Origin of the sequence: Shewanella pneumatophori (assembly GCF_023283895.1) — a bacterium.
In the GTDB taxonomy this organism is placed as follows: domain Bacteria; phylum Pseudomonadota; class Gammaproteobacteria; order Enterobacterales; family Shewanellaceae; genus Shewanella; species Shewanella pneumatophori.
Genome location: NZ_JAKILB010000004.1, coordinates 65,171 through 81,780 on the forward strand (window position 1 = coordinate 65,171; position 16,610 = coordinate 81,780).

Annotated in this window: 14 protein-coding genes; 10 read left to right on the top strand and 4 right to left on the bottom strand. The window is 41.7% G+C overall.

Features of this window, described 5'->3' with window-relative positions; all coding sequences use genetic code 11:
* The first annotated feature begins 17 nt into the window (after positions 1-17).
* From L2740_RS07535 to dinB, 7 genes are all read left to right on the top strand, one after another.
* Positions 18-1,034, top strand: coding sequence for an FAD:protein FMN transferase (locus L2740_RS07535; protein WP_248949440.1), 1,017 nt, complete (start codon positions 18-20; stop codon positions 1,032-1,034).
* A 12-nt stretch (positions 1,035-1,046) separates the two neighbouring features.
* Entirely contained in the window at positions 1,047-1,268 is a 222-nt protein-coding gene (gene nqrM, locus L2740_RS07540; protein WP_248471021.1) for a (Na+)-NQR maturation NqrM, read from the top strand.
* 334 nt (positions 1,269-1,602) lie between these two features.
* Complete coding sequence (gene bfr / locus L2740_RS07545; RefSeq protein WP_248949441.1) at positions 1,603-2,070, top strand: bacterioferritin; 468 nt, start codon at positions 1,603-1,605, stop codon at positions 2,068-2,070.
* 12 nt (positions 2,071-2,082) lie between these two features.
* Positions 2,083-2,550 carry a bacterioferritin gene (bfr, locus tag L2740_RS07550; RefSeq protein ID WP_028769174.1) on the top strand — a complete coding sequence of 156 codons (468 nt, stop codon included), beginning with the start codon at positions 2,083-2,085 and terminating at the stop codon, positions 2,548-2,550.
* Positions 2,551-2,812: 262 nt separating this feature from the next.
* Positions 2,813-3,025: a hypothetical protein gene (locus tag L2740_RS07555; RefSeq protein WP_248949442.1), complete on the top strand. Its 213-nt coding sequence runs from the start codon at positions 2,813-2,815 to the stop codon at positions 3,023-3,025.
* 323 nt (positions 3,026-3,348) lie between these two features.
* The gene (locus L2740_RS07560; RefSeq protein ID WP_248949443.1) at positions 3,349-5,349 is read left to right on the top strand and encodes a methyl-accepting chemotaxis protein; all 2,001 of its coding nucleotides are present in this window, start codon (positions 3,349-3,351) and stop codon (positions 5,347-5,349) included.
* A gap of 137 nt (positions 5,350-5,486) precedes the next feature.
* Positions 5,487-6,563 (top strand): DNA polymerase IV, encoded by a 1,077-nt coding sequence (dinB, locus tag L2740_RS07565; protein WP_248949444.1) that lies wholly within the window; start codon positions 5,487-5,489, stop codon positions 6,561-6,563.
* Between the two features lie 91 nt (positions 6,564-6,654).
* On the opposite strand, the gene L2740_RS07570 is transcribed toward dinB, so the two are convergent.
* Positions 6,655-8,115: an aminoacyl-histidine dipeptidase gene (locus tag L2740_RS07570; protein ID WP_248949445.1), complete on the bottom strand. Its 1,461-nt coding sequence runs from the start codon at positions 8,113-8,115 to the stop codon at positions 6,655-6,657.
* A gap of 283 nt (positions 8,116-8,398) precedes the next feature.
* Here L2740_RS07570 and L2740_RS07575 point away from each other — a divergent pair, with 283 nt between their 5' ends.
* Positions 8,399-9,931, top strand: coding sequence for a M17 family metallopeptidase (locus L2740_RS07575; RefSeq protein WP_248949446.1), 1,533 nt, complete (start codon positions 8,399-8,401; stop codon positions 9,929-9,931).
* A gap of 1,592 nt (positions 9,932-11,523) precedes the next feature.
* Here the strand turns inward: L2740_RS07575 and L2740_RS07580 are convergent.
* Both L2740_RS07580 and L2740_RS07585 read right to left on the bottom strand, forming a co-directional pair.
* Positions 11,524-12,552: a methionine synthase gene (locus tag L2740_RS07580; protein ID WP_248949447.1), complete on the bottom strand. Its 1,029-nt coding sequence runs from the start codon at positions 12,550-12,552 to the stop codon at positions 11,524-11,526.
* Between the two features lie 24 nt (positions 12,553-12,576).
* Positions 12,577-13,554 (bottom strand): DUF1852 domain-containing protein, encoded by a 978-nt coding sequence (locus L2740_RS07585; protein WP_248949448.1) that lies wholly within the window; start codon positions 13,552-13,554, stop codon positions 12,577-12,579.
* Between the two features lie 342 nt (positions 13,555-13,896).
* Here L2740_RS07585 and L2740_RS07590 point away from each other — a divergent pair, with 342 nt between their 5' ends.
* Together L2740_RS07590 and L2740_RS07595 are read left to right on the top strand one after the other, a co-directional pair.
* On the top strand, positions 13,897-14,706 hold the full coding sequence (locus L2740_RS07590; RefSeq protein WP_248949449.1) for a sulfite exporter TauE/SafE family protein: 810 nt from the start codon (positions 13,897-13,899) through the stop codon (positions 14,704-14,706).
* A gap of 598 nt (positions 14,707-15,304) precedes the next feature.
* A complete protein-coding gene (locus L2740_RS07595) occupies positions 15,305-15,766 on the top strand; it encodes a hypothetical protein (RefSeq protein ID WP_248949450.1) in 462 nt (153 codons plus the stop codon).
* 258 nt (positions 15,767-16,024) lie between these two features.
* Here the strand turns inward: L2740_RS07595 and L2740_RS07600 are convergent, their stop codons facing one another.
* A complete protein-coding gene (locus tag L2740_RS07600) occupies positions 16,025-16,585 on the bottom strand; it encodes a hypothetical protein (RefSeq protein WP_248949451.1) in 561 nt (186 codons plus the stop codon).
* Positions 16,586-16,610: the final 25 nt, after the last annotated feature.

The following is a 16,610-nucleotide window of genomic DNA, read 5'->3' on the forward strand; positions in this document are numbered from 1 at the left end:
TGGAGATCTAGGTCAATATGTTTAAGACCTTAGTAAATTGGCTGGCCCTTATCGGGTTAGCCTTTTTTATTTCAGCGTGTACTAAACAAGCTGAAGTGATTTCACTGTCTGGCAACACTATGGGCACGACTTACCACATTAAAGTCGTACCTAATGAAAGAATGCCAGATGTTCAGTTACTGCAAGCAGAGATCGATCTAGCCTTAGAGAAGGTTAACGATCAAATGTCGACTTATCGACCAAATTCAGAGTTATCTAAGTTTAACCAGATGACGCGTAATGAAAATGTTGAAGTGTCGGCTGATACTGCCAAGGTAATTGCTGAAGGATTAGCACTATATAAAACCACTGATGGCGCCCTCGATATTACATTAGGTCCATTAGTTAACTTGTGGGGCTTTGGCCCAGACAAAAGACCAACTCAAATTCCGACTCAGCAAGAGATTGATGAGGCAAGACAGCGTACAGGAATTGAGGCAATCGTTTTAGACGGTAATAAGATCAGTAAGCTTAACCCTGATATTTATGTCGATCTATCTTCGATTGCAAAAGGTTTTGGTGTTGATAAAATAGCCGCCTTGTTAGATAAGTATCAACCAGTGGGTTACTTGGTTGAAATTGGCGGAGAGATCAGTCTGCGCGGTACTAAGGCCGACGGTTCACCATGGCGCATTGCGATTGAGAAGCCTGGTAACAGCGGCAATGGTATACAGCAAGTTATTGCACCAAATAACATGGCGATGGCGACATCTGGCGATTATCGTAATTATTACGAAGAAGATGGTAAACGTTTTTCGCACTTGATTGACCCACGTACAGGGTACCCGATAAACCACAGATTAGCGTCTGTTACCGTCTTGCATAAAGAGTCTATGATTGCAGATGGATACGCAACTGCTATGATGGTTCTAGGTACTCAAGCATCACTAGAACTTGCTAAACGTGAGCATCTAGCGATAATGCTTATTGAAAAGCAAGATGATGGCTTTAAAGTTTTCTATAGTGAAGCTTTCAAACCTTTCGTTACTCAGTAGTTGGAGTCGAATATGAGCAATTTTATTGCGGCTTTTGTCGTATTAATCGGATTCTTTTTATTAATGTCGATAGGCTATTTAGTCAAACGACAAGCTGTCGCTGGCAGTTGCGGTGGCCTAGGTGCACTTGGTATTGAAAAGGCATGTGATTGTGATGATCCATGTGATAAGCGTAAAGCACGTATGGCAGAACAAGAACGCAAAGAAAAGTTAGCGCAAAACCGTATTATCTAATTTTGCATAACTAGCGACAATTAAGGCTCCTTTTTAGGAGCCTTTTTTATATCATTTTTTACTAAAACCCACCTTTATTGCAGCATCTACTAATATATACTCGGTCACGTGTTGTAAAAGCCCTCACGGTTTATAGCCTTCCAATAGGCTAATCGCCTAGTTTAACTGGATAAAAAGACACTTTACGCCGACTTGCTTTTAGTTGGGAATTGAAGCGCTAATGAGAATGGTTATCTTTATTAAGGCTTTGAAATATAAAGTTTATTTGTGTTTGGTTGTTTTTTGTTCTAGGTTGTTAATATTGATATAGATCAATTTAACTAAGGACAAACAAATGAAAGGACAACCTAAGGTCATTAGTCAGCTAAACAAAGTGCTGACCAGCGAGCTTACTGCCATCAACCAATACTTTTTACATGCGCGCATGTTTAAAAATTGGGGACTAGGAGAGCTTAATGAAAAGGCCTACAAAAAATCCATTCAGGATATGAAGCACGCCGATAAAATTATCGAACGTGTATTGTTCCTAGAAGGCTTACCCAATCTGCAACAGCTAGACAAATTGCGCATAGGCGAGCATAGCCAAGAGATGCTCGAGTGTGACAAGGTAATGCTTGAAGAAGAGCTGGTTGTGCTGCGCGAAGCTATTGCCTTGTGTGAGTCTGAAGCCGACTATGTTAGTCGCGATATTTTAGAAGATCTGCTTGAAGATGAAGAAGAGCACCTAGACTGGCTAGAAGCACAGTTAGAGCTGATCTCACTAACAGGTATGCAGAACTACTTACAATCTAAAATGGACTAATCGGAGGCTATTATGAAAGGTAACAAAGAAGTCATTGATACACTCAATAAATTGCTGACCGGCGAGTTATCAGCTATGGATCAGTATTTTGTTCACGGATTAATGTACGAAGACTGGGGATTGAATGAGCTGCATGAACGCATTTCCCATGAAAGTGACGATGAACGTGAACACGCTAAAAAGCTTGTTCAGCGTATTTTGTTTTTGGAAGGCACTCCAGATGTTGCTAGCCGTGAGCCACTCAATATTGGTAAAGATACCGAACAGATGCTGAAAAACGATCTCGCTTATGAATATCAAGTCGCTGATAACCTACGCAGTGCAATCGCGCTGTGCGAGGCAAAGCAAGATTATGAAACCCGTGAGATCTTAGAAGTCTTACTCGAGGAGACTGAGTCTGATCACATGTACTGGCTTGAAAAGCAGTTAGGCCTGATAGACAAAGTTGGTTTAGCTAATTACTTGCAAAGCAAGATGTAGTTTTTTGGCTCTAATTCATTCACAAAAGGCGCTTAATGCGCCTTTTGACATTATAAGAGCACGCTGGCAAAAAGTCCCTACCAGTTAAAAATTCTTGTCTATACTTTGAATATTGAAAAGGAGCCGATTCAATAGTCGCTGTACAGCAAGTATTCAGCTAGGCGGACCTATCCTATATAGGTCGTTTTAAATTGAGTCGAAATTTGATTGTTAGTGCTTAACTCGTGGACGTACTTTAGTTAACTGGTATCAGGGGGAGCATATGATTAATGTTGTTAAAGCCAATGCTGCTCGCCTGAGTCGAGAAAGCCAGTTTCAAGTGGAGTTTTTATTAGAATGCATTGAGCGCTACGAGCAACAACAGGCATTGCTCCAGAGTAACAGTAAGCCTAGTGCGCAACCTGCCATTAACACCATCACACCGAGATCTGTGCTTACCCGTGAAGAGTTAGCCATGCTAACAACCCTATTTTAACTGGGGTTACTCCCCTAGATCTTGGCCTTTATCTTTATTTTAGAACTAAATATTTACATATTATTTGTCGCACCTTAGTGGTAGCAACTTGAACTGATATTCCCTAAATGAATAGCCTATTATGTTGCTCTAGCTTATAGGTGTAATGAATTTGGCTTAATATTGGTTGCGGGTTAACCATTATTACTACTCTCTCCAACTGTACTTTTACTAACCTTGGCCATTCTGGCTAGATTAACTACTTTAATCTGTACTCTTTTCTGTTAGATTTGTGACTACCTGATAACGGAACCTACTTAAAAAAATAACAAAGAGGGGAGTCAATGCAGTGGTTTAAACGTTCATTGAGTATGCAGCTTGTTGTGACAATTGTTGGTGCACTTGCTGTGCTATTTACCGTGGTCGCGGTATTTCTGGTTAAAAATGAAAGTAGCAGTACCCGTCAGCAAATCGATAACGATCTCAGTAGTCTAGTTCAATTAAAGTCTACGGAAGTTCGTAGCTACTTTGAGGCTAAAGGCCAGCTCATTCATGCCATATTTGCCGATCCCACAGTTGTTAACTGGTTCAGCCAGTACAATGCGCGTTTAAGCGATCTCTCCCGCGATAAAGATTATCCATTAGTTGTTGAATATTTTAAGCACTTCTCTGATAAAGACAGCGATATTAAGTCTGTATTTTTTGGCTCGGCCAATACTTTTGAGTATTTCGATTTGAATGGTCGTTATAACGATAGTGAGTATTTTACGAATAAACGCCCATGGTGGCATGAGGCGATTGAGAAAGATGGCATGTTTGTTGGCGATCCAGCGGTTGATGCCAACGACGGTTCGATTTCTACAACAGTAAAAACCATTGTTAAAGATAAGTCTGGGCGATTTATTGGGATTGGCGGTATGGATATCTTGATTGATACCATAGGCAGCGAACTGCTAGCGCCGATTAAATACCAAGGTGAAGGTCAGGCATTTTTAACGACTGATGCAGGTAAGCTGGTTTATTTCCCTGGTTTTTCAGACAAGTTTCCACCGGGTTCTGAAGCAGCGAAAATTGATAGCCAATTTAAAGATTCACAAGGCTTTGCAGAGCTAAGTCGGCAAATGCAATCACAAAGCACGGGCTTTGCTGAAGTGATGTTTAAGGGCGAGTTACAACGAGTTATTTTTATTGATGTCGGCGGAGAGTATCCTGAGCAAAAATGGCACTTAGCCTTTATGTTACCAGTTGAGGTGATCGAAGCACCGGTTTCAGAAGCAATCGTTAATTCAATATTGCTGTCGATACTAATCATGGCGTTAGTGGGCATTACTGTCTGGGGGACTTTGTTACCGTTTAGAAAGCAGATCAATCAGTTGCTAGCCGCAATGGAAGATATTGCTGAAGGCGATAGCGATTTAGCTAAACGTATTGATATAAATCGTGAAGATGAATTGGGACAGCTTGGAGATGCGTTTAACCGTTTCGCGGCTAAAGTACAGGGAATGCTGCAAGAAACTCGTGAGCTAACACTGCAAGTAGAGCAAGGCGTAGCTGCGGCATCTGATGTCAGCTCTAGAGCGTTACAATCTGTAGCTCAGCAAAAGCATGAAATTGCTTCAGTCGCGACTGCGGCAACTGAAATGGCTCATACTAGCCAAGAGATGGCGGCAAGTGCGCAACGAGCGAGTGAGTTTGCCGATAAAGCCCAAACCCAATCTAATGAAGGTAGCCTGATTGTGGCACAAGCGACTCAAGGCATGCAGTCGTTATCAGTACAAGTTATTGAAGCCGCGAAGGTAGTTAAACAGCTTAGAACACGTTCAGAGCAGATTGGTGAAGTGCTTAATGTGATCCGCGGCATTGCCGAGCAAACTAATTTACTGGCGCTAAATGCGGCAATCGAGGCTGCTAGGGCGGGCGAGCAAGGACGTGGCTTTGCGGTTGTTGCCGATGAAGTAAGAACTCTAGCGTCACGCACTCAAGATTCAACAGCCAATATTCAAGAGATTATTCAAACCTTGCAGCTTAATGCTAACGAAGCGGAGCAAGTCATGGAAGCTGGAGTTGAACAGGCGAATATTGGCCAAGATCTTACCGCCAAAGTTGAAGTGGCATTAGGGGATATTACTGACGCGATTGAAGCTATTCAGCAGCAAACTATTGAAATCTCTGCCGCGGTAGGACAGCAAGCTGTTGTCGCAGAAGAAGTGGCCTGTAACATCGAAAATGTACGTACATTATCTGATGAATCACTCGCTGCAAGTGAGGCGCTATCGCATAACTTTGATGAGTTTACTCAGGTGAGCGAATCACTGGGTAACAACATTAAACAGTTTAAGATTTAGTATTTATCATTTGCTTATTGAAAGGAGCCATTTGGCTCCTTTTTTGTGGGTAGCAGGCTCTTTCTCAACCGTGAAAATGCGCTTTTTATTGTGCACTGTGTTTTTATACAGTATTATTGTTGGCGGAGGATATTGGCTTGCAAAAAATCATTCACGTTGACATGGATTGCTTTTACGCCGCAGTGGAAATGCGCGATTTTCCTGAATTAAGAGGGAAACCTATTGCCGTTGGTGGTCGCAGTGATCGCCGGGGGGTGATCAGCACCTGCAACTATGAGGCGCGTAAATTTGGTGTACGCTCAGCGATGGCATCGGCTTATGCCTTAAAGCTTTGTCCTGATTTGATCCTCGTTCCCGGACGTATGCAGGTCTATAAAGAGGTTTCTTGCCAAATCCGCGCTGTATTCGAGCGCTATACTGACTTAATTGAACCTCTGTCTCTTGATGAAGCTTATCTTGATGTTACTGATAGCGCGCATTGTAAAGGCTCTGCGACATTAATCGCTGAAGCAATCCGCGCCGATATACTGACTGAAACCGGGCTGACTGCTTCTGCAGGTATCGCCCCGGTCAAGTTTCTAGCCAAGATTGCATCTGATTTGAATAAACCTAATGGACAATATGTGATCCGCCCAGACATGATTGATGAGTTTGTAAAAACCTTACCACTGATAAAAATTCCCGGAGTGGGCAAGGTTACCGCTAAAAAGCTAGCTGACCTCGGTTTACACACTTGCAGCGATGTTCAAGCTTATCCAGAAGCAAAGCTCATCGAGCGTTTTGGTAAGTTTGGTGCGGTATTGATAGAGAGAGCAAAAGGTATAGATAAACGCGGTATTTCACCTAATCGTGAACGAAAATCAGTGGGTGTAGAAACCACATTAGCCAAAGACATTCATACCCTAGAGCAGTGCCGTGCAGTGATGCCACAGTTAATTCAAGAACTGGGTGTTAGAGTCAGTCGTGGTGCCAAAGATAGAGTGATCAATAAACAAGTTGTAAAGCTTAAGTTTGAAGACTTTAAACAGACAACCATTGAGCATCGTAGTGATGAGATCTCGGTGAACCTGTTTTATCAGTTACTTGAGCAGGCAATGGAGCGGCAGCATGAGCGCGGGATCCGCTTACTCGGTGTATCGGTTGGTCTCGCATCTAATCAAGTGAATGACAATAATGTAGATATCGACCAGTCACAGATGGACTTAGGTTTTTAATCTCTAATTTTTCGTCATATAAAAAAGGCCACTTATTGCTAGATTAATCAGCTAAGTGGCCTTGCATTATGTAAGGTATTTAAACCAATGGTTAGTCTTTAGCTGGAGTACGTTCAAGTACGGCTAACAGTAGCTTCCAGTATTGACCTACAGTGGTAATATTCACTTTTTCATCTGGGCTATGCGGATAACGAATCGTTGGGCCAATTGATACCATATCCATATCTGGATAAGGTTTCTTAAATAGACCACACTCAAGACCAGCATGGATCACCATGATCGTTGGCTCTTTGTTGTAGATGGCTTCGTAAGTTTCACGTACGCTTGCCATAACAGGTGAGCTATTATCTGGCTTCCAGCCTGGGTAAGCACCGCTAAATTCAACACCAGCGCCAGCAAGGTTGGCAAGTGAGGTTAATACCCCTTCAACTTCAGTGCGACCAGAATCAATCAATGAACGGATAAGGCATAGGATCTGTACATTTTCATTATCAGTACTGATAACACCAACGTTTAACGAAGTTTCAGTTACCCCCTCAACTTCATCACTCATGCGGATCACCCCGTTAGGACAAGCATTAAGCAGGTCAACTAAGATCTGCTGCGAGTCTTCACTCATCACTTGTTTTTCAGCTGGGATTTCGTCGAGAGTTAACACCGTCCCTGGATCTGCGATTGCCAGTTCTTCACGTACTAGCGCTTGGAACTCACCGATACGAGTTTGCAGTAGCTTTAGATTTTCTGGTGGTAGCATAAAGCTGATTTCAGCTTCACGTGGGATTGCATTACGCAGTGAACCACCAACAAATTGAGTGAGTTCGATAGCAAGCTCATCAGCATAGTCAAATAAGAAACGCGCTAAAAGCTTGTTGGCATTACCGCGGCCTAAATGAATGTTAACGCCTGAGTGGCCACCTTTAAGGCCTGAAATTGACAGTTTATAACTGGCATTTGTAGGCTCTGGCGATTGCCAAACCATAGGCACTGTTAGCTGGGCATCAACACCGCCAGCACAGCCCATGTAGATCTCACCTTCTTGCTCTGAGTCGGTATTGATTAAGATCTCAGCTTCAAGCATACCTGCTTCTAAACCGAAGGCGCCTGTCATGCCAGCTTCTTCATCAATGGTTAATAGTACTTCAAGTGGGCCATGAGGAATGTCATCGGCACCTAATACTGCAAGGGCTGATGCCATACCGATACCGTTATCAGCACCTAAGGTTGTACCTTTAGCTTTAACCCAGTCACCGTCGACATAAGCTTCGATTGGATCTTTTTCAAAGTCATGCACTTTATCGGCATTTTTTTGTGGCACCATATCAATATGAGCCTGCAACACTACAGTTTTACAGTGTTCCATACCTGCAGTTGCTGGCTTTTTGATAATAAGGTTACCCACCTTATCTTCAACAACGTCGAGTTGTTTGTCTTTAGCCCAAGCTTGAATATGGGCGCTTAGTGCCTGCTCATGTTTAGATGGATGTGGAATAGCACAAATTTGTTCGAACCATTGCCAAAGTGCTTGTGGTTGTAATTGACTTAGAGTGGTCACTTATAATCCCCTATTTTAATAAAATGCGCAGCAAAATTGGTTTAACTTAAGTGCGCTTGAGGCTTGAAATAGTCACAGTCTAACATAGTCTAAGTGCGCTGCGGAGTCGTTTACAGAGGCCGCAGTCTTAGCTTGTCAGCCTAAGTTTCCACTGACTTTTTCATGTTGCATAAAGTGATTGGTAATCGGAACATATTCGGGGAATAATGCGTTAGCAAATGAGTTGTTTTGCCACATAAACAAGCTGGCACGATGACAAAATAAAATATAAGAAGGAAAGGTTATGGGGTCAGTAAAGTTTGTTGATGTGTCAGAGCAAGATGCGATTTTTGAGGGTAATGGCTGGGATGCATTGGTTGTTGTCACCGCTGATGTGACATCGATTCAGCTTGATGAAGTAGCAATGTTGGCAAGCCATGGGCAAAAGGTCGATCAGCGTGTCGGTAAATCGGTAACCTTACTTTTTGCTCCGGGTATGGCTGGCGGAAGATTGATTATTGCACCTGTTAAACACGCAGATGATGACTACCAAGATGTGCGGATTTTTGCCGATGCGGCTCGCGAAGGGATTAAGGTTGCGAAAGAGGCGGGCGCTAAGAGGCCACTTTTACTTGTAGATAGTATCAACCAACAGCGTTATCAACATGCTCAGCACGTTGCAGCGCTTGCGTGTGGCCAAGCACTTTGGCAAGCACTAGAGCTAAGAGAAGCCGGTGGTGCAGATGAGCCATTAGAAGCAATTGGTATATTAAGTGGCAATAATGGCGCTGTGCTAACAGCTATTGAAGCAGGGCGAGTATTGGCTCGTGACTTATGCGGTACTGAACCTGAACGTATGTCAGCGCCTGCTTTTGCTGATTACTGTATTGATGCATTGCAAGACTCTGGTCTAGCAATGAGTGTAGTGGAAGATAGAGATATTCTAGAGCGTGACTACCCATTACTTTGCGCTGTTGGCCGTTCCTCTTTTGCTGTGCTTAGGCATCAACCACGGGTAGTTAAGCTTGAGTATGTTGGTGAAGGGGATATTGAAAAAACCTTCCTATTTGCAGGTAAAGGAGTGGTGTATGACACCGGCGGCGCTGATTTAAAAATCGCTGGTGGTATGGCGGGTATGAGCCGTGATAAAGGCGGAGCAGCTGCAGTTGCTGGGTTAATGAAAACCATTAGCTTACTTAAGCCTAAAGGTATAAGAGTCGTCGCAGAGTTAGGTTTAGTACGCAACAGCATTGGTAGTGAAGCGTTTGTAACAGATGAGATTATTACTGGCCATGCGGGCAAGCGTGTGCGTATCGGTAATACTGATGCCGAAGGGCGCTTAGTGCTGGCAGACTTGCTCTCACATCTACGTTTGAAGGCGGTTAATGCGGTTAAACCACAAATGTTCTCGGTCGCGACACTAACCGGCCATGTGGTGCGCTGTTATGGCGGTTATACCGCAGTGGTTGAAAATAGCGTGGCTAAGCAAGCAAATGTGGCTAACAGTATGCAGGCAAAAGCTTCAATATGGGGCGAGCCTATAGAGGTGAGCCAATTACGTCGCGATGACTTTAGTAAGATTGTCGACCCATCTGCAGCGGCTGATATGTTGTCATCGAATAATGCACCGTCATCGGTCACAGCTCGTGGGCATCAATATCCTGCAGCGTTCTTAATTGAAGCATCAGGTTTGAGTCAGCACGGCCTTAACGCTACAACGCCAATTGCCTATAGCCATATTGATATTGCTGGCAGCGCGACTGAAGGTCACCCACAATACGGTACGCCAACGGCTACTCCGTTAGTTGGACTATTTGCTTACATGACGGAACAATAGATTTCGAGCTATTGTTGAGCCTGTTTATCATTAAAACCGATACTGCTTCAGTGTCGGTTTTTTTTATTTAAAGCAGGTTTGTGGTGATCGAATAATATCGAAGGCTAATAAGTAATGTAATAAAATAACGTAAAATGCACTTTTCTGAGTTTTTTGAAGAAAAAGCTTGTAATAAAATTACAGTTATTTATAATTATCTTCGTCGGGTAAGCAATGGTGCTTATCGGCACTTAGTCTATCCAGGAAGGATAATTCTCCAAGGAATCGAGCGGCAAGTTGACTCTACAAGCCAAAGAACGGCTTTTACGAAAGTAGAGTATTAGGAATTCAACTTTGTTTGGAGTAATCATTATGTTTTTTAGTCACACTATTTATTCGCAAAGCGCTTGGTTAAATACAGATGTTTTGCGTGGCGGTTTATACGCCATGGCCTTTAAGGGCTAACCCTCCTTAGGTCGTATCAGTTTCCATCAACCTTTATTGCATCTTTTAGATGTTTATAGACCAAGTCGCAAATTGCTTTAGTTAGATTACTGAGCAGCTTGCCATTGATTATCGCTGGCGCGCTAACCAATTTCCGCTAGGAACACTTGAAATGTCTTGCCCACTCTTTGAGTGGGCTTTTTTTTAGCCAAATTTTATTAATAATCTTAATGCTTGCTGATTTTGGTTTTTTATTACCAATCATTTTGCTGTTGAGCTGTAGTTTTTTTGATCGGATTTGCTGTTTGTTTGTGAAATAAACATGGAAACCGCCGTTTAATGTGACGCCTGTCACTGTTGGTTGTTGTAAAATTACTCTTTACGCACTATTTGAGTATTTTTTAACACAAACTATTGTAATAAAATTACAGAAGGCTATAATTGTTTTCGTTGGTTAGGCATAGTCCTTCCAATACTTTAGTCTATCCAGGAAGGATAATTCTCCAAGGAACCGAGCGACAAGTTGCCTCGTTAAATTAGTTTGGCTCAACCCCATAAACTAATTTAATTTGAGATGCTTAATACAACTTTGCTTGGGAGTACAGACAATGTCTTATAGCGGACAAATGACGATTTATTGGCAAAACACTTGGTTGGATTCAAATGTTTTGCGCGGCGGTTTATACGCCATGGCTTTTAAGGGCTAACCTCCTTTTAAAGTGGTTCCATCATCCATCATCCATCAACCTTATAACACCCTTTGGGTGTGTTTAGACTCAAGTGGTATGTCGACCTTGTCGAATACCATTGATTAACGCTAGCGCGCTAACCGATTTCCTTTTGGAACACTTGAAATGTCTTAACCAGCTCCTTGAGCTGGTTTTTTTTTGCCTAGAATTTAATGGTTGCTAACGGTCACGGGGAGTAATAGTGAGGTTGCAGTGAATTGACCCTAGCAAGATTAAGCCGATTTCCTTTTTTACTCTTTATTCGAGATGCTTGAAACATGTCTCGCTAGCTTCTTGGGTTGGTTTTGGCGTGGTAGTTTATTGGCTGTTAAAAACAGACTAACTCAGTTGAATTAGTCTGTTTAGGAGCTTGAGGATTAAATCGTTACAGTAAACAGTTAACTGCGAGTGCTTTACACTTTCAAATCATCAAGCACACTCTTATGCAGATAATTCTTTGCGGACGATTGCTGCACCAGCGGTTAACGCATGAAGTTTAGCTGTTGCTATCTCGCGTGGTAATGGCCCCATACCGCAGTTAGTGCAAGGGTAAAGGTTTTCAGCGTCAACAAAATGCAATGCTTTTCGCAATGTATCGGCAACTTCCTCAGGCGTTTCAATAGTATTACTTGCGACATCAATTGCACCGACCATGACTTTTTTACCGCGGATCAGTTCTAGTAACTCAAGTGGTACGTGAGAGTTGTGGCATTCTAACGAGATAATATCGATGTTAGATTGTTGCAACTTAGGAAATACCTCTTCATATTGTCGCCACTCAGTACCTAAGGTTTTTTTCCAATCTGTATTGGCTTTAATGCCATAGCCGTAACAAATATGGACAACAGTTTGGCATGTTAACCCTTCGATGGCTCGCTCTAAGCAAGCAATTCCCCAATCATTCACTTCATCGAAAAAGACATTAAACGAAGGTTCATCAAACTGAATGATATCAACTCCGGCAGCCTCTAAATCTTTAGCTTCTTGATTGAGTATTTTGGCAAATTCCCAAGCGAGTTGTTCACGGCTTTGATAATGATCATCATAAAGGGTATCGATCATGGTCATTGGGCCGGGTAAAGCCCACTTTATGGGTTGCTTGGTTTGCTGACGTAGAAACTTAGCATCTTCTACAAAGACCGGTTTTTGTCGCGAAACAGCGCCCACAACCGTTGGGACACTGGCATCATATCGGTCACGAATTTTAACAGTTTTACGCTGTTCAAAATCAACACCGTTAAGATGCTCAATAAAGGTAGTAACAAAGTGCTGTCGTGTTTGCTCGCCATCACTAACTATATCTATCCCTGTGTGTAGCTGATCTTGTAATGACACACGCAAAGCATCTTGTTTTCCCTCGGTTAGCGCCGGTTCTTGGAGTTTCCAAGGTGACCAAAGGGTCTCTGGCTCTGCAAGCCAAGACGGTTTAGGTAGGCTGCCAGCTGTTGAAGTAGGTAATAACTTTTTCATAATAAATACCGCTATAACTTAAGGTTAAAAGGTGCAATCTGCCGACCATTGCTCAAGCACTATTTGATATGGCTTGATGAAGTGCTCTTCTGCGAACTTGCCTTGCTCAATTGCCAACTGGCTGCGTTCAGCTCGATCATAGACAATCTGAGTTAACGAATGATCTAGGTTTTTTAAGTTTGGTTGATAGCATTTTCCCGCCGCGGCATTAGCATTATAAATTTCTGGTCGGTATATTTTTTGGAAGGTCCCCATGGTGCTTATTGTGCTGATAAGCTCAAGATTGCTGTAATCATTAAGCAAATCACCGAAGAAATAAAAAGCTAAAGGGGCAACACTATTTGGTGGCATAAAGTAGCGAACTTGTAGGCCCATTTTTTTGAAATATTGTTCAGTTAATGAAGATTCATTAGGATGATATTCAACACCTAACACCGGATGTTGATTCTCCGTTCTATGATAGGTTTTATTATCAGAAACACTGAGACAGATCACCGGCGATTTATTAAAGTTTTGCTTATAAGTATTAGAATTAATAAAGCTCTTGAATAACTTTCCATGCAGCTCGCCGAAATCATTTGGAATACTAAACTGGGTTTTGCCCTTATTATGCTCTAAAAGCAATACACTGAAATCATAATCTCGAACATAGGATGAAAAGTTATTACCAACTATTCCTTCAATACGTTCGTTTGTTTGTTTATCAATAATATTGGTTTTTAATACTTCGATTGACGGGAATGTGTCTCCACCGCCATCAATATCCATATCAACAGAGATGATTTCTAGTTCTACAGAATAGCGTTCGCCAGTAGGATTATCCCAATGAGCTAAGGCGTTAAAGCTATTATCAATCATCTTCAATGCATTACGTAAGTTTTCTTGGCGGCTGTCGCCCCTAGCCAAGTTAGCAAAGTTAGTGGTGATACGAGTGCTGTTTGCAGGATGATAGTTCTCATCGAGGCTTACACTCTTAATAGTAAAGTTAAAGTCCTTATTCATCGTAATCTATGTCCTATGGTTTGAGGCTAAAGCTAAATGTTTTTCTTACGCTATTGACCTTTTTGACTGTTGGTACTTATTTGCCTTAGTTAGTTTTGTTTTTATTATTTGTTACTGACTAAGCGGCTAATAATTTAAAAGGGCTACATATGCTTAAGATTTCAATATCTGTTATACGTTGTTGTGCCTAATAGTCATAACGGGTTTATTTCACCTGCAACATGAGGGAAATTCATGGTCAATTTTGTTTGAATATTAATCTGTGGCTAAGTTATATTGACCGCCCCGAATTGAACATTGTTTGATTGTTTAATCCCCTAGCTAGAAAATGAGATTAATTGAATGAGTGAATTACTGTTATTGATAATATTTTGCGCTGTACTGGGTAGCGGCGTCGGATTTTTGGCTGGGCTGTTAGGGATTGGTGGGGGCTTAATTATTGTTCCAGTGCTGAGTAGTATTTTGCTTCACTTTAATATCCTACCTGCAGAGCAAGTGGTGGTAACAGCTATTGCAACATCATTAGCATCAATATTATTTACTTCAACATCTTCAGCTATTGCCCACCATAAAAACGGTAACGTTCCATGGGAACTGGCTCCTTGGGTAATGATTGGCGTTGCACTTGGTGCACTTATCAGCGGTTTTATCGCGGCATTATTGCCTGAGAAAATTGTACGTATTGTGTTTGCCGTTAGTGTGGTATTGATAGCATTTAAGATGCTTTACAGCAGCAAAAGTAACTCTATTGCAGAGCGACCTATGGCGGGCAAAGCTCTGTTAACTTTATTTACGACAATAATTGGCGGATTATCAGCCATGATAGGGATCGGTGGTGGGGCTCTATTGGTGCCAATGTTAACCTTTTTCTCCGTTGATATGAAAAAAGCCATTGGCTGTGCATCCGCCTGCGGAATAGTTATCGCTCTCTTTGGTTCTGTCGGGTATATCAGTTCTGGTAGTCGCTATTTAGCGCTTGAAGATGGGTTTGCCGGTTTTGTCTACTTACCAGCTCTACTCGGTATTGTATGTACTTCATGGTTTACTGCGCCTTTAGGGGCAAAAGCGACACAACATCTACCTGTTTCTTTGATTAAAAAAATCTTTGCGGCGTTATTGGTTGTGATTGCTGCAAAAATGGTTATTTCATAGATCGTCGGGTTCACGACGATAAAATGTCGCTGTTTCAGTCGATGCGGTTTTTATTTAGTTTGGTGCTGCTTTATGTCAAAAGGGGAAATGCCCCAAAGTCGGTTAGCCTTTGAATGAAGGCCGATTACATTTATTTTGGAATTGGTGTTACTAAGTAGAGTGTTTGAACTTGTAACTTCATAGCTATCAATCGCCTGCCGCGGGTGCTGGACAGGATGTCCGAATGTCGTGATCACATGGTCAATGATGTTCCCTACATCATAATGACATTTCCCATATCCCTATGGGTCAGATGTGAAGGAACGACCTTATGTGCAGATACTGCCTTGACACGCTATAAATACATCCTTGTAAGCTCGGCCATGACGTCCATGTCATTGACGGTCACGGCCGCATCTACACTTGATAATTGGTGTTCCATTTGAGGAGCCATGATTCGATATTTAACTGGGAAATGCCCCAAAATGTGTTACAAGCAATTGCTAATAGCATAAACATACCTAATGATTAGTAACAGAGTTAGAACTTATTCATACATAATAATGAAAATTGTTTTATCACCGTCAAGGTTAATTGTCGCGCAATAAGAGAGAGTGAAGTGTCTAAAAAAAATGGCGATGGCCGAGACTTTGAAATTGCTGCAAAAGTATTACGTCTGAAACATGATGGTTTTAGCCATACTCAAGTTGCTATAAAAGTATATGCGGGAGGAGATAATCAGGCGAGAAAGAGTGAAGTAGATAGCGAACGTTCAAGGGTTAAGAAAATTCTGAGGAAAGCAAAAAAGGTATATATCGATACCCCAGAAGGTAAAAATCAGACAGATTTAGCTAAAGAGTATGAATCTGAACTCAATTGTATTTTGATGGCTATGTTATGTGAATCCACAAACATTCAAGAGTATGACGCTATACCTAAGGATGGATATCTAAGCCTTGTTGATCTTGATGGCGGTCTATACGGGAATGCCAGACCAATGACTAAAACTGAGATTTTTGATGCGTTCAAAGCTATGGATGAAGAAACACAAGCATGTTTTGGTAAAAAATCAGAGAAGTAATGGTTTTGAGCTATAACGGCACCCCCTTCACAAACTCTCTTTGTGACATATTGGCCTCATACTTTAACTGCATGAGGCATAAGATACATGAATCTATTAATTGATATTCCAGAGCTAAAAAAATTCATCCGCACACTGTGGCGATGGATTCGTGATGGAAAAACTCAAAAATTGCTCAGGATTATTTATTGGTTAATTTCTGTATAACGAGTAACTAACCATTAAATATGCATGCTATTGGAAGATCTTATTCTATGGCTAGCTTGTAACCTTTAGTTCTTTTAGTTTGGAGAGAAATGGCTTGAATTTTGCCCCAACTATAGCCATTTCTTCTCGCCCAAAAATAGAAACCGAATAGGTGTCGATATGTTGAACACGCATTTTCACCTGTTTGGCATTTGCCATTTTGATGAAGTCCTCAATTGGCATAGCCATTCTACGAGTGGAATAGACTGAGCTCATATCACCGAAGCTGAGATTTTTTTCGGGATATTGAGTCAGATGACCTACAGTTATGGGGCTTGGTATGTCTTTGCCATCAATCTTAAAATCAGCCCCCATTATGTTCTCTATACCTGATATGCCTACAGTCAGAATTATTTCGCTTGGTATACTGCTTTTCCATTCAAAACCTAAGCCTGTTTGGTGGTCAGAGAAGCTACTATTAGCAGGGACTATCGGTTGCTTAATTATTAACGTGTCATCAAATCGATCTTTAGTTACTGAAAGGGAAGGAGTCATAGCGTCATTTATCGAGGTGCAGCCTGTCATGACTAGGAATAAGATCACAGTGAGAAAGGTTGATTTGGAAATATTCATATTTAACATTATGTTGGTATCAAGA